The 14,439-nt window shown below is 61.3% G+C and carries 11 protein-coding genes; 4 read left to right on the top strand and 7 right to left on the bottom strand.

What is annotated here, in order from left to right; genetic code table 11:
• Positions 1-19: 19 nt before the first annotated feature.
• The 5 genes from ileS to ACOTTU_RS00635 form a co-directional block, all read right to left on the bottom strand.
• Positions 20-2,944 carry an isoleucine--tRNA ligase gene (gene ileS / locus ACOTTU_RS00655; RefSeq protein WP_425655681.1) on the bottom strand — a complete coding sequence of 975 codons (2,925 nt, stop codon included), beginning with the start codon at positions 2,942-2,944 and terminating at the stop codon, positions 20-22.
• 211 nt (positions 2,945-3,155) lie between these two features.
• Positions 3,156-4,772, bottom strand: coding sequence for an FAD-dependent oxidoreductase (locus ACOTTU_RS00650; protein WP_425655680.1), 1,617 nt, complete (start codon positions 4,770-4,772; stop codon positions 3,156-3,158).
• A 39-nt stretch (positions 4,773-4,811) separates the two neighbouring features.
• On the bottom strand, positions 4,812-5,816 hold the full coding sequence (locus tag ACOTTU_RS00645; protein WP_425655679.1) for a YcjF family protein: 1,005 nt from the start codon (positions 5,814-5,816) through the stop codon (positions 4,812-4,814).
• Entirely contained in the window at positions 5,816-6,268 is a 453-nt protein-coding gene (locus ACOTTU_RS00640; protein ID WP_298919758.1) for a GNAT family N-acetyltransferase, read from the bottom strand. Before ACOTTU_RS00640 ends, ACOTTU_RS00645 begins: the two co-directional genes overlap by 1 nt.
• On the bottom strand, positions 6,265-7,680 hold the full coding sequence (locus tag ACOTTU_RS00635) for a YcjX family protein (RefSeq protein ID WP_425655678.1): 1,416 nt from the start codon (positions 7,678-7,680) through the stop codon (positions 6,265-6,267). Before ACOTTU_RS00635 ends, ACOTTU_RS00640 begins: the two co-directional genes overlap by 4 nt.
• A 113-nt stretch (positions 7,681-7,793) precedes the next feature.
• Here ACOTTU_RS00635 and truA point away from each other — a divergent pair, with 113 nt between their 5' ends.
• Positions 7,794-8,561, top strand: coding sequence for a tRNA pseudouridine(38-40) synthase TruA (truA, locus tag ACOTTU_RS00630; protein WP_425655677.1), 768 nt, complete (start codon positions 7,794-7,796; stop codon positions 8,559-8,561).
• Positions 8,562-8,594: 33 nt separating this feature from the next.
• Here the strand turns inward: truA and ACOTTU_RS00625 are convergent, their stop codons facing one another.
• Positions 8,595-9,830, bottom strand: coding sequence for an acyl-CoA dehydrogenase family protein (locus ACOTTU_RS00625; RefSeq protein ID WP_425655676.1), 1,236 nt, complete (start codon positions 9,828-9,830; stop codon positions 8,595-8,597).
• A 94-nt stretch (positions 9,831-9,924) separates the two neighbouring features.
• Here ACOTTU_RS00625 and ACOTTU_RS00620 point away from each other — a divergent pair, with 94 nt between their 5' ends.
• The 3 genes from ACOTTU_RS00620 (at position 9,925) to ACOTTU_RS00610 (ending at position 13,062) form a co-directional block, all read left to right on the top strand.
• Positions 9,925-10,947, top strand: a complete 1,023-nt coding sequence (locus ACOTTU_RS00620) for a phosphotransferase family protein (RefSeq protein WP_425655675.1) — start codon at positions 9,925-9,927, stop codon at positions 10,945-10,947.
• A gap of 69 nt (positions 10,948-11,016) precedes the next feature.
• On the top strand, positions 11,017-12,210 hold the full coding sequence (locus ACOTTU_RS00615) for an NAD(P)/FAD-dependent oxidoreductase (protein WP_425655674.1): 1,194 nt from the start codon (positions 11,017-11,019) through the stop codon (positions 12,208-12,210).
• Positions 12,211-12,228: 18 nt separating this feature from the next.
• Positions 12,229-13,062 (top strand): NAD-dependent epimerase/dehydratase family protein, encoded by an 834-nt coding sequence (locus ACOTTU_RS00610; protein ID WP_425655673.1) that lies wholly within the window; start codon positions 12,229-12,231, stop codon positions 13,060-13,062.
• 55 nt (positions 13,063-13,117) lie between these two features.
• On the opposite strand, the gene ACOTTU_RS00605 is transcribed toward ACOTTU_RS00610, so the two are convergent.
• On the bottom strand, positions 13,118-14,383 hold the full coding sequence (locus ACOTTU_RS00605) for a tetratricopeptide repeat protein (RefSeq protein ID WP_425655672.1): 1,266 nt from the start codon (positions 14,381-14,383) through the stop codon (positions 13,118-13,120).
• Between the last annotated feature and the right edge of the window lie 56 nt (positions 14,384-14,439).

Genomic DNA, 14,439 nt, shown 5'->3' with positions numbered 1-14,439 from the left:
GGCCGCCTTCCGATCTGACCTATCCGATTGCGCTATCACAACGCCCGCAAACACCGGCATGACCATGCTGACCGACATCGGGAAGCACTTTCCAGCATCGCGCACATTTTTCGCCCTCTGCCTTGGCAAAGCTGACGGCAACCCCGGTGATTTCAGGGAGCACAAAAGCGCCATCCGGTGCCGCGTCACCACTCACCGTGATCTGGGAGGTGATGCAGATATCCTCAAAGGGCAGGCTTTCCAATGCTTCGCGCAAATCCGCATCCGCCACATAGACAACCGGACCTGCTTCGAGGGATGCGCCGATCACTTTGTTGGTCCGCTCGATTTCCAGCGCTGCTGTCACGACCCGGCGCGCGACCCGCACGCCCGACCATTTCGCCGCCAGATCAGCGTCCAGCCACTCCGATGGGGTTTCGGGAAAATCCTGAAGGTGGATTGAACTGCCCGCATCCGGGAAACGTTCCAGCCAGACCTCTTCCATGGTGAAGACCAGAACAGGGGCCAGCCAGGTGGTCAGCCGGTGGAACAGCAGATCCAGCACGGTGCGTGCAGACCGGCGTTCCAACGTATTGCCATCGCAGTAAAGCGCATCCTTGCGGATGTCGAAATAGAAGGCCGACAGATCAACCGTCGCGAAGGTAAAGACTGCCTGGAACACGCCCTGGAAATCATATTTCGCATAGCCTTCGCGCACGGTTTTGTCGAGCTCGGCCAAGCGGTGCAGCACCCAGCGTTCCAGTTCCGGCATCTCAGACGCGTCCACACGGTCAGCCGCGCTGAAATCATTCAGCGAGCCCAGCATGTAGCGCATGGTGTTGCGCAGCCGCCGGTAACTGTCCGACACGCCTTTGAGGATTTCCGGCCCGATCCGCTGATCCAGCGTATAATCGGTTTGTGCCACCCAAAGCCGCAGGATATCCGCGCCATATTGCTGCACGACCTTTTCCGGCACAATGGTATTGCCGAGCGATTTGGACATCTTCATGCCCTTCTCATCCAGCGTGAACCCATGAGTCAGCACCGCGCGGTAGGGTGCGCGCCCGATGGTGCCGCAGGCTTGCAGCATCGACGAATGGAACCAGCCGCGGTGCTGGTCGGTGCCTTCCAGATAGAGATCGGCCAAACCGTCGTCGGACCCATCTTCGCGGTCCCGCAGGGTAAAGGCATGGGTGGAGCCGGAATCAAACCACACATCGAGAATGTCCATGACCTGTTCATAATCATCCGGATTGGCCGCATCGCCGATGAAACGCGCCTTGGCACCGTCCTTGTACCAGGCATCCGCCCCTTCGGCCTCAAATGCCTCAAGGATACGCGCATTCACATCCGCATCCCGCAGCAGGTAATCCGGGTCATCAACCTTGGCCCCTTTCCTGACGAAACAGGTCAATGGCACACCCCAGGCGCGCTGGCGCGACAGCACCCAATCCGGGCGCGCCTCGATCATCGAATGCAGGCGGTTACGGCCTGATTGCGGCGTCCAGGTGACCAACGCGTCGATGGAGCGCAAAGCCCGCTCACGGATGGTCGTGCCGTAAGTGTCATGGCCATCCCCCACCGCACGATCAATCGCAGCAAACCACTGCGGCCGGTTCAACCGGATAACCGGCGCTTTGGACCGCCAGGAATGCGTGTCAGAGATCGTCAGACGTTTCATCGCGATCAGACTGCCGTTCTCTTTCAGCTTTTCGATCACCGCCCTGCTGGCCCCCCCCGGTTTGCCGTTCGGGCGGATCACCTGCTCACCTGCAAAAAACGGCAGGTCGGCGCGGAATGAACTGTCATCGAGGATGTTGTAGGTCATCGGCAGCCTATGTTTCACGCCGATGGCATAGTCGTCATCGCCGTGGCTTGGGGCGGTGTGTACAAAGCCGGTGCCCGCGTCATCGGTCACGTGATCGCCGGGCAACAGGGGCACGTCAAAATCCCATTCGCCTGCTGCTCCCTCACAGCCGCGCAGCGGATGCGCGCAGGTCAGACCCTGCAAATCCTCTGCCGAGACATCCGCCAGACGCCGCACCATGTCATCGCCCCCCAGACGGGCCTGATCGAAGATCTGCTCCGCCAGGGCATCCGCCACGATCAGACGTTCGCCGATACGGGCCCAGCATTCTTCGGGTCGACCGATCACCTCGTAAAGACCATAGGCGATCCCAGGCCCAAAACAGATCGCGCGGTTCTGCGGGATCGTCCAGGGGGTGGTGGTCCAGATCAGCACGCATGTCTTGCCATTGCTGAAGACAGCGTCACCCCCGACAACCGGAAACCGCACCCAGATCGCATCGGTCTGGCGGTCATGATACTCCACCTCTGCCTCAGCCAGCGCGGTTTTCTCCACCGGTGACCACATCACCGGCTTGGAGCCCTGATAGAGCGTGCCGTTCATCAGGAATTTCTGGAATTCCTCGGCGATCACCCGCTCGGCGTGAAAATCCATGGTCAGGTAGGGTTTTTCCCACTTGCCCGTCACCCCAAGGCGCTTGAATTCGTCGCGCTGGATATCGACCCAGCCTTCAGCGAACTTGCGGCATTCCTGACGGAAATCGACCACATCAACGTCATCCTTGTCGCGCCCCTTGGCCCGGTACTGCTCCTCGATTTTCCACTCGATGGGCAATCCGTGGCAATCCCAACCGGGGATGTAGCGCGCATCAAATCCCATCATCTGCTGGGAGCGCACAACCATATCTTTCAGCGTCTTGTTCAGCGCGTGCCCGATGTGCAAATGCCCATTGGCGTAGGGCGGCCCGTCATGCAGCGTGAAAGAGGGACGGCCTTCTTTTTCCCGCAAACGGTCATAGATGCCGATTTCCTCCCAGCGCGCCAGCCAGTCGGGTTCGCGCTTGGGCAGGCCCGCGCGCATCGGAAAATCCGTCTTGGGCAGGTTCAGCGTGGCTTTGTAGTCAAGTTTCTCGGCGGTTTCGGTCGTGTCGGCGCACATTGCGGGCGTCCTTCGGATGGGTCTTGGAACAGGAAAAAGCGGTCGGTGCGAGCGGCTCAAACACCTTGGCCCGGCGTCTCAAATCTCAGAGCGCCGGGGATATAATTCGGATAACGATCGCGCTGACGTAGGTCATGGCCGCCTTATAGTCAGAGCTTTGAGGGGGAACAAGTCCCAACAGAATGCGCACACCTTACGCCCGCTGGCCGCATCAGCCATTCACATGGTCCCAGGTCGCCGACATGACAACGGACCCCTCCCCCACCGCGGAGGCCACGCGTTTGACCGACCCCGCACGCACATCGCCAACGGCGAATACACCGGGGCAGGACGTCTCGTACTGCGTCCGCCCACCTGCCTCTGTGCCCGTCAGCACAAAACCCTTGTCATCCAGCCTGATCAACCCGGAAAGCCAGTCGGTATTGGGCGCAGCCCCCACCATGACAAAGAGTGCCGATGTGCGCAGCTGCCAATCCTGACCGGAATTCCTGTCGCAGATGGTTATCTTCTCCAGCGTTTCCTGCCCGTGCAGTTCAGTGACTTCGGTGCGGGTATGAATGGTGATGCGCGGGTGCGTGTTCAGGCGCTGCAACAGATAGTCGGACATCGATGAAGCAAGAGAGGTGCCCCGGATCAGCACATGGACATGCCGTGTGGTACGCGCCAGAAACATCGCCGCCTGACCCGCAGAATTGCCGCCACCGATCACGGCCACGTCGCTGTCACGGCAATAACGTGCCTCCACTTCGGTTGCGGCATAATAGACGCCCGCGCCTTCCAGCCGTTCCAATCCTTCCAGTGGCAGCCGGCGGTATTGAACCCCGGTGGCAACGATCAGGGCCTTGGCACTGACCTCCTGCGCGTCATCCAGCGTCGCATGGAACCACTTTTCATTGCACTGGCGCAGAGCCGTGGCACGGCGCGGGACAGAAAAGCGCGTGCCAAACTTCATCGCCTGCACTTCGCCGCGCCCGACCAGATCGCCCCCCGAAATACCGGTGGGAAAGCCCATGTAATTCTCGATGCGGCTCGACGTGCCCGCCTGCCCGCCTATGGCCATGTCTTCTAGCACCAGCGCGCTCAGCCCTTCGGCGCCGGCGTAGACCCCGGCGGCCACGCCTGCAGGGCCCGCTCCGACGATCAGCACGTCAAAGGCGTTTTCCTTCTCGGTTTCAATATACAGCCCCAGCGCCTTGGCCACGCCCTGTGGCGTTGGCGGTTCGATCTTCTGCTCGCGCCCGAAGATCACGCCAGGCTGCGCCTGATCAATGCCGCATTGCGCCGCCAGTGCGATCGCCTCATCCGAGGTTACCTCGATTTCCTTGAAAGGGATGCGATTGCGCGCCGCGAAACTGGCCACATGGCGGATATCGCGGCTGATTTCCGATCCGATCAGCGTGAGGGCGGAATCCGATTGCTCCACCGCGCGGCGGCGGCGCGCCGCCATCACCGTGACGATGATGTCGCTCATCTCCGGCATATCGGACATCAGTTGCAACACGTCCTCTCGCGGCACGCAGAGCACTTTGCTGTCACATGTCGCGCGCGCGCCAACAAGGGACACACCGCCCGACAGGAATTGCAGGTCACCAAAAAACTGGCCGGGCCCAAGGGTCGCCGCCCCGACACGTTGCAGGCTTTTGGGATCAACCGCTTCCAGTTCGCCCTCAATGACGAAATGAAACAGCGTTGTCGCACTGCCCGGTTCCTGCACGAAGTCACCCGCTTTGAACTCAAAGAGCTTGCCGCATTTGTGCATGGCGGCGATGTGCTCAGGTTCCAACGGCCTGCGAACCATGGTACTCAGATCAGCGGCAAAACTTTCCATTCAACTCTCCCGGCGGGTGCCCGCGCATGATTGATGCGATCAGGAGTTTGACGCTGAGAAAAATCCGCCAAGGCTCCTTTTGATGATATCGCGCACTTTTGGTTTTTTTCCAGCCGCAAAGGGCAACGGACGGCACACTTCCATGGCCGCCACGCCAACGCGGGCGGTCAAAGCGCCGTTGACAAGGCCCTCGCCGAAGCGGCGTGAGAGCTTGCCAAGGATCGACCCGCCAAGCACGGGCTCCAGCAGATCGTCTCCGACGGCAACGGCTCCGGTGGCCACAAGATGCGCCATCACCGCGCGGGTCAGCCGCCAGCCGCCAAGAAACCCCGATCGTCCCCCGTAAATCTCGGCAATCCGCCGGATCATGCGCAAATTCGCGGCCAGGGCTGCGGCAACATCCGCCAGCGCCAGCGGCACAAGTGCTGTGACGGTGGCGACCTGACGGGCTGCGGCTTCGACCTCACGCGCTGCTGCCGCATCCAGCGGGCCCAACACCTCGTTATCCGCAAGCTGCAACAGGCTTGCCGCATCCATCTGATCGCCGCGCAATTCCGCAAAGCGGTCGCGACCCCACCCTGTGTCTTCGCGGTTTTTGTAAAGCGCCGTCAGCCGATCCGAAACGGCTCGGGCCGCGCCAAGATCATCCGCCGCCAGCGCCTCATCCGCCGCGCGGCGCAATCCGTCCAGACGACCGAGGCGACCCAAAGCTGCAATCTCGCGCAGACAGATCACCAAAAGCGTCAGCAGAAACACCGCGATCAATCCCGTAACGCCCCACCCCAGCATCGGGTTGCGCGCCACAAGGCCCGTGACGAAATCCCATGCCGCGATGGAGACAACAGCTCCGACCAGCGCCAGAGCAGACGACCAGAACCAGCGCAGCAACCGCGAGGGTTTGCGCGTGGCGATCCCGGCAGCCATCTGCATGGCGTGGCCCGCAGGCACGCGCGGGCTGTCGTCAGGCACCGGGGGCGCTTCGCTGACCGCAACTTGGGCCGGATCGTCGGGATCGATTTCAATGAGAACCGGGCCCTTGGCCATCAAAAGGCCCCCTTGGCCCACTCAAACCGGATATCGGGCAGACCCACGTCGTTTTCGCTGCCATCCGTGCGCGCGGTCTCGATAAAGCCGCGCAAGCCGTAAAACCGGGTCGCGGGCGTGTTTGCCTGATAGCTCCAAAGCGCCAGAAAATCGGTTTCCGATTTGGCATCGTCCAGCAACGCGGTGCCAACGCCCTTGTCCTGCGCGTCCGGCAAAACGTAAAGCGCGTGCACGTCACTTTCCCAACGCGCAATGAATCCGACCACCTTGCCGTCCAGCTTGGCCACACGCACCCAACCGGCTTCGATCATGTCACCTGCATACATGATCTCCTCGGCAGCCGAATGCAGACGCGGCAGCCAGGGCATCGCATCATTGGACACGGACAGAATGTGGCCCACAGCCCCCGCATCCAGAGTGCGCGCAGGCGTTATCGTGATCGTCGTCGTCATAGCCTATCCCCTAAAAGGAATTGGGCTGCCTTATCAAGCCGGATATGCGGCGGACCGTCACCGGGGCGCAAAGTAAGCGGTGAGGGTGCGAAATTCATCACACGGTAATCCTGATCCAGCCAGCTCTGTGCGCCTGCGCGCGCGGGCGTCAGCAGATGGCCCGGGTCTTGCGGCAAATCACCGGGGTAGAAAGCCGCCGCCTTGCCGGTATCCAGCAACACCCCGCGGACCACGTCGAGTTTTTGCCCCTCGTGGGTCACGCTGTCTTCGGTTGTGGCGCGCAGCGACGCGATGGCCATGGCCGCCGTCCCCGCCCCGGCAAAACGCGCCCTGTCCGCCGCACCGCGTAACAGCGCCTCCATGATCGCCGTCAGTTTGGCATGCTGGCTGTGGTGCAGATGATCGGCCTTGGTGGCGGCAAAGAGGATTTTCTCCACCCGCTTGCCCTGAAAAATCTGGCTGAGAAAGGCATTCCCGCCCGGTCGGAAACTTCCCAGAATATCCGCCATGGCGCCGCGCATGTCTTCAACCGCGCGTGGCCCTTTGTGGATCGCCCCTAACGCGTCGACCAGCACCACCTGCCGGTCAATGCGCGCAAAATGATCGCGGAAAAAAGGGCGCACCACCTCGCGTTTATAGGCCTCATAGCGGCGGTTCATTTCGCGCAGCAGGGACCCGCGCGGCCCGGTTCCCTCTCCTTGCATCGGGGCGAAGGTCAGCACCGGCGAGCCTGCAAGATCCCCCGGCAGCAAGAACCGCCCCGGTGTGCAATCATAATAACCCGCATCCCTTGCGGCTGTCAGATAAGTGGCAAACTGCTCCGCCAGCGCTTTGGCGTCCGGTTCGTGCAATTTGGCCGCTGGGTCGGTCTCCGCCAGCCGGGCAAGATAGTCTTCAGCCTCCGGGCGACCGGTCAAACGGCCCAGAACCTCCCCGGACCATTCAGCGTAGGATTTGTCCAGCAAAGCCAGATCCAGCAGCCATTCGCCGGGGTAATCCACGATATCCACATGGATGGTGCGCGGTCCTTGAAGCCCCGCCAGCAGCCCCGCGCGTTGCACCCGCAGCGACAGGCGCAGCTCTGACACAGCACGGGTGCTGTCGGGCCAGACGGGTGCGCGGGCGGTCAACTGCGACAGATGTGTCTCGAAATCAAAGCGCGGCACCGTGTCATCCGGCTGCGGTTGCAGAAACGCCGCCTCGATCCGGTTTTCGGCGGCCGCGACAAGATGCGGCATGCGCCCGCGATCCAGCAGATTGGCCACCAGCGAAGTGATGAAAACCGTCTTGCCGGAGCGTGCCAGCCCGGTCACGCCAATGCGGATCACCGGCTCGAACAGGGTCTCGTTGACCGTGTCCTGCACCGTTTCAATCTGGCGCAGCACCGTATCGGCGAGTGATGAAATGACCAAAGCCTGAGTGCCCCTGCGGTTTCTTTTCACACTACATAAGGCGTGCGCTGCGGGCATGCCAGACCCAAGAAACCCGTTTGACGCAAAGCGCGCCGCAGGCTAGGGGCAGCGCCATGCCTCGCTATGCGTTGAAAATCGAATATCACGGTGCGCCTTTTGTCGGATGGCAGAGGCAAAAGGGTCAGACATCGGTGCAGGGCGCGGTTGAGACCGCGCTGGCCCGGCTGGAGCGGCGCGATCACGCCATCGCCGCCGCGGGGCGCACGGATGCGGGTGTGCATGCTCTGGGACAGGTGGCGCATTGCGATATGGAAAGCGAGTGGGATCCGTTTCGGCTCTCTGAAGCGCTGAATTACCACCTTAAACCTGCCCCCGTGGCGATTGTGGCCTGCGCGCCTGTGGCAGATGACTGGCATGCGCGGTTCTCGGCGCTGGAGCGGCAGTACCTGTTCCGCATCCTGATGCGCCGGGCCCCTGCGACCCATCAGGACGGGCTCGTCTGGCAGGTCAAACACGATCTTGACGTGCAGGCCATGCGGACGGCTGCCGCACATCTCATCGGCCGTCATGATTTCACTACTTTCCGGTCAACCATCTGTCAGGCCGAAAGCCCGGTCAAAACGCTGGACCAACTGAACGTGACCCGCGTGGAGACCCCGCAGGGTCCGGAAGTGCATTTCGATGTGCGCGCCCGCTCCTTTCTGCACAATCAGGTGCGCAGTTTCGTGGGCACGCTGGAACGCGTCGGGGCCGGGTCATGGCCCGCCGGGCAGGTGGCAGAAGCGCTCGCCAGACGCAACCGCGCCGCTTGCGGGCCGGTCTGCCCGCCGCAGGGGTTGTATCTGGCGCATGTCACTTACGACGCTGACCCTTTCAGATAGGGTCAGCCCCCCCTGCGATCTCTATCGAAACGTTCAGATCTTTTCCTGCGTGTGTTTGCGTAGCTCGGCGCGCGCCACCTGACGACGATGCACCGCATCAGGCCCGTCGGCAAAGCGCAGCGCGCGCTGCCAGGTCCAGGCCATGGCGAGCGGGGTGTCCTGACTAATGCCCTGCCCGCCGTGCATCTGCATCGCCTCGTCAATCACCTTGAGCGCCATACGTGGGGCCACCACCTTGATCTGGCTGATCCAGGGCGCCGCGGCCCGTGCGTCTCCCTGATCCATCATCCAGGCCGCTTTCAGGCACAAAAGCCGCGCCTGCTCGATCTCGATCCGCGCCTCGGCGATGATGTCGAAATTGGCCCCCAGTTGCGCCAGTGGCTTACCGAAAGCTTCTTTCTGCAGTGACCGTCGGCACATCAGGTCCAGCGCCGCTTCGGCCTGCCCGACCGAGCGCATGCAGTGGTGGATGCGCCCCGGCCCCAACCTGCCCTGCGCAATCTCGAACCCGCGCCCCTCGCCCAGCAGCATGTTTTCCGCAGGCACCCGCACTTGCGTAAACCGGATATGCATATGCCCGTGCGGCGCATCGTCATGGCCAAAGACCTTCATCGGGCGCAAGACCTTGATGCCCGGTGTGGCGGCATCCACCACGATCATCGAATGGCGCTGGTGTCTGGGCGCATCCGCATCACCCGTGCGCACCATGACGATATAAACCGCGCAGCGCGGGTCCCCCGCGCCAGAGGCCCAGTATTTCTCGCCATTCAGGATGTAATCATCGCCGTCACGCACACAGGACATGGCGATATTGGTGGCGTCGGAGGCCGCAATATCCGGCTCCGTCATCAGATAGGCGGAGCGGATTTCGCCCTCCAGCAGCCGCGCCAGCCATTTCTCTTTCATCGCGGGCGTGCCGTAACGCTCAAAGACCTCCATATTACCGGTATCGGGGGCGGAACAGTTGAACACTTCAGCGGCCAGGGGGGTTTTGCCCATTTCCTCGGCAAAATAGGCGTATTCGACGGTGCTGAGCCCAAAGCCCTTTTCGCTGTCGGTCAGCCAGAAATTCCACAGCCCCGCCGCTTTGGCCTTTGCTTTCAACCCTTCGAGGATTTCCGCCTGCCGGTCGGTGTATTCCCAACGATCGCCCTTGTCGATTTCAGCGTGGTATTCGGCCTCCATGGGCATGATCTCATCGCGGATCATCGTGGCCACCCGGTCCAGCAACGCGCGGTTTTTCTCCGACATCCCAAAATTCATCTCCACACCGTGCCTCCCTGATGGCAATCGGGGCTTTCCCCGCCGTCGCAGACTTGCTTAGATCGGCGCAACTTGTCCATGGGCCATAAGGGATTTCGCGATGCATACCTACGACCCGCGCGCATTGGAAACCTATCTGGCCACCCATGTGCCCGGATTTGGCAAGCTCGATGAAGTGACGAAATTTTCCGACGGGCAGTCGAACCCGACCTACCGGATCACCAGCGGCGCGGCGCAGTTCGTGTTGCGCGCCAAACCCCCCGGCAAGCTGCTGAAATCCGCCCATGCGGTGGACCGGGAATACCGCGTGATGCAGGCGCTGGCAGGCACGGATGTGCCGGTGCCGCAGGTCCTGCACCTCTCGGGCGATGACACGCCCATGGGCACGCAGTTCATGGTCATGCAAATGGTTGAGGGGCGGATTTTCTGGGACCCGGCCCTACCGGACCTGGACCGCGCGGCACGAGGCCGGATTTACGACGCGATGAACCGGGTTTTGGCGGCGCTGCATGGTATCGCGCCCGGTTCCATCGGGCTGGCAGATTACGGCAAGCCGGGCAATTATTTCGCCCGTCAAGTCACGCGCTGGTCCGGCCAGTATCGCGATACCGCCACCGACGCGCTGGCGGATGCGGAGTGGCTGATGGGCTGGCTTGGTGAAAACATGGTCGCCGATGACGGTGCCAGCAGCATCGTGCACGGCGATTTTCGCATTGATAACATGATCTTCGCCCCGGACCGCGAAGAGGTTGTAGCGCTTCTGGACTGGGAACTCAGCACCCTGGGGCATCCGCTGGCCGATCTGGCCTATCAATGCATGCACTGGCGTCTGCCGCATGAGGGGCATTTTCGCGGCCTTGGCGGAGTGGACCGCGCCGTCCTCGGCCTGCCGGACGAAGACAGCTATGTCGCCGCCTATTGCGCACACCGCGGCATTGCTCAGCCCGACAATTGGACCTTCTATGTGGTATTCTCCTATTTCCGCCTGCTGGCGATCCTGCAAGGTGTGCTGCGGCGCGGTCTGGAGGGCAACGCCTCCAACCCCCGCGACACCAGCCGGCTACGCGAGGTCATCGCCCTGATGGCCCGTGACGCCCGCGCTCTGGCCAATGCGCGCGCCTGAGAAATCACAAAGCTTGACGAACCCATATTGGCCATGCTCCAGAGGCAGGGCAGGTTTTTCGGGGGGACTATGACCCAGCAACATTCATCCTATGACGTGGTCATCATTGGCGGCGCGATCTATGGCTCCAGCGTCGCCTGGTGGCTGACACAGATGTCCGGTTTTCAGGGCCGCATTCTGGTTGTGGAAAAAGACCCGACCTATGAATTCGCAGGCACCAGCCACACCAACAGCTGCATCCGCCAGCAATTTTCCAACAAGATCAACATCGGCGTGTCGCAATTCGGGGCGGAATTCATCAAGAATTTCCAGCGCTTCATGGGCGACGACCCGGATGTGCCGGAACTTCTGCTGCAAAGCTACGGCTATATGTATATGGCCGACACGCCGGAATTTGCCGAAACCCTGCGGCAAAGCCAGAAAGTTCAGGAAAGCCTTGGCGCGGGCACAAAATTCATGACCGCCGATGAGATCGCGGAAAAATATCCCTTCTATATGCTCGACGACATTCTGGGGGCGAACCACAACCTGATCGACGAAGGCTATTTCGACGGTGGTACGATGTTTGACTGGTTCAAACGCATGGCGCGCAAGAACGGCGTGGAATATCTGGCCGACGAGGTTGTGGGCATCACGCGCGCGGGCAACAGCATTACCGGCGTGACGCTGAAATCGGGGGGTGACGTTGCCTGCGGGACGGTCGTGAATGCCTCCGGTACACGCGGGGCGCTGACCGCGCGGATGGCGGGCCTCGACATCCCCATCGAGCCGCGCAAACGCTATACCTACATCTTTGATGCTGCCCATCCGCTCGACCGTGACCTGCCGCTGACCATCGACCCCTCGGGCGTGCATATGCGCACCGACGGGCGCTATTATCTCGCGGGCGGGCCACCCGATGACGACCCGGCCGTGGCGCATGATGATTTCAACGCTGATCATTCCTTATGGGAAAACAAGTTCTGGCCGATCATCGCCACCCGCATCCCGCAGTTCGAAGAGATCAAACTCATCAACATGTGGGTGGGTCACTACGACTTTAACACGCTCGATCAGAACGCCATTGTCGGCCCACATCCGGAGGTCGAAAACTTCATGTTCATCAACGGGTTCTCGGGTCACGGGCTGCAACAGGCCCCGGCACTGGGGCGCGGGCTGGCCGAACGCATCGCTTATGGCGCATACCGCACGCTGGACCTCACGCCCTTTTACGTCGACAGAGTTCTGCGCGGTGAAAAATTCTTGGAAAAGGCCGTCATTTGACGGTCAGGAAGGACAACTATGAAACTGGTTTTGACAGGGGCCGCTGGCCGTTTGGGATCCTACTTGCGGGAACCGCTTGCGGCGATGTGCGATACGCTGGTCAGCACGGATATCGCTGAGGATATCGGCAATCTCTACGCGGGCGAAACCTATGTGCAGGCCGATCTGGCTGATATGGCGCAGATTGCCCCGGTGCTGGAAGGCGCAGATATGGTGATCCACTTTGGCGCGATTGTGGATGAAAAACCCTTCGAGGAACTGCTCGGACCCAACTTCGTGGGGTCTTACAACATCTGGGAAGCGGGCTATCAGGCTGGTGTGAAACGCATCGTCTATGCCTCGTCGATCCACGCCGTGGGTATGCATCTGAAATCCGATTTCATAGGCATCGACGCCGAACACCGACCCGACACATTTTACGGTCTGGCCAAGTGTTTCACCGAAGATTTGGGGCGGATGTATTGGGACAAACGCGGGCTGGAATCGGTGCATCTGCGTATTCTTTCCTGCGCGCAGGTCACCAATTCGCGCGCCCTGGGGTCATGGCTCAGCTATGATGATCTCATCCAACTGGTGACCCGTGCAATCGACACACCGTCCGTGGGTTTCGGCATCGTTTATGGCGTTTCCAAAAATGACCGGGCACCGGTTGATAATGCCAAGGCATCCTTCCTCGGCTACCGTCCAAAGGATAATGCCGAGCAATACGCAAACGAAATCCTGGCCGAAGACGGACCTGTCGATCTGACTGATCCCGGCCAGATGTGCCATGGCGGGCCGTTTGCTTCCGTCGATCTGGGGCAAAGCGGGCTTGCGCAGATGAACATCGTCAATGACAAGAAAGAGACCTGACCAATTCCGAGCGGCCCGACAAGCGCTTTCCGATATTGAGGTATTACTTTAAGTCTTAGACGTAAGCATCTGCAATAACGGGCCTTCTGAGGCAAGCCAGATCTTTGGCTTCTGCCTTGCGCCCCTGACGCATCAGGCAGGCCAGCAGGCTGTGTTCGACCAGGTCACGTTGCGCCCGGCTGCCCCCGATCCGCGCGGTATCGGCCATAGCACCTTTGAGATGCGTCGCCGCCCCGGCCCAGTCAGATTGGGCCATCCTCTCGAAGCCACGGGCAATGCTTGGGGTCAGATCGGCCGCCGGACCCGCAGGCTGCGAAATGATCCGCGCGAGGGCTTCCGTCTCGCCTGCCATCGCGTGCGAAATAGCGGCATGCATATCAACAAAGGCATTGCCGGTTTTGGGGAAAGCTTCTGCCGCGAAAGCGCTGATTGCCTGCCACCGCGCCTTGGGCACTTCCACGCCCGCAAGCTCCGCCCGGTGCAGCAAAGAGGCTGTGTCGACAAGAACGCTGAGCGGCGCACCTCCCGTCGCGGCCTCCGGGGTGACCGCATCATCACAAAGCGCCCACATTCCCTCGATGTCACCCGTTTGCAGCGTCCAAAGCGCCTGATGCCAGCTCAAATGCCCATGCAGGATGCCTGCCTTGGAATAGCCCGGCAACCAGTTCTTGAGAAAGGCGATGCCCTGATCGACCTCACCCTCCTCATATGACACATGGCTGCGCACATGGGCGGCATGGGCATTGGCGGGATTGGCGGCAAGCGCGTGGTCGATCCATTCACCGGCCTGTTTGAGTTGACCGGTCTCGCAGAACATGAAGGCGTATTGACTGGCAAACCACCAGTCGTCGCCATAATGCGGGGCCAGACGCGACAGGAAGGCAAGTGTCTGGGCCTCCCTGCCCGGCTGGCCGGAAAACCCGATCAACCCGTAGATGGAGGAGCTGGTCTGTGCCACCACGGCATCCCGTGGGAACTGATCCATATGGGCATAGACCGCCTCCAGCGCTTCAGCGCCTTTGCCCTCCATCATCAGCGACAACATGTTGATCTGCGATTGTTCACGTGCCGTGACGCCCCCCGCCAGATCGCGCGCCGATGCCATCGCCTCTCGGGCGCCTCTGGTATCCCCCACGGTCTGGCGCGTGCGGGCAAGCCCTGCGTAGGCGGCGGCAAAACCGGGGTCTGCCTCGATCGCCTCCACAAAGGGCACATCCATATGGGCCTCGCCCGCCAGCAGGCGATCAAGCCCGGTGTGATAAAGCGATGCGGCGCGCCCCGACGTGGTTGTCAGCGTGTTGTCGTAACGATCTTTGTGCATGCATCCCCCGATACCTACTTCAGCAGTCAGGCTAAGTCAGCACTCGGGCTAAAACA

Source organism: Roseobacter sp. EG26 (genome assembly GCF_049830555.1).
Taxonomy (GTDB): Bacteria; Pseudomonadota; Alphaproteobacteria; order Rhodobacterales; family Rhodobacteraceae; genus Roseobacter.
This window is presented reverse-complemented; position numbering and strand designations above follow the sequence as displayed.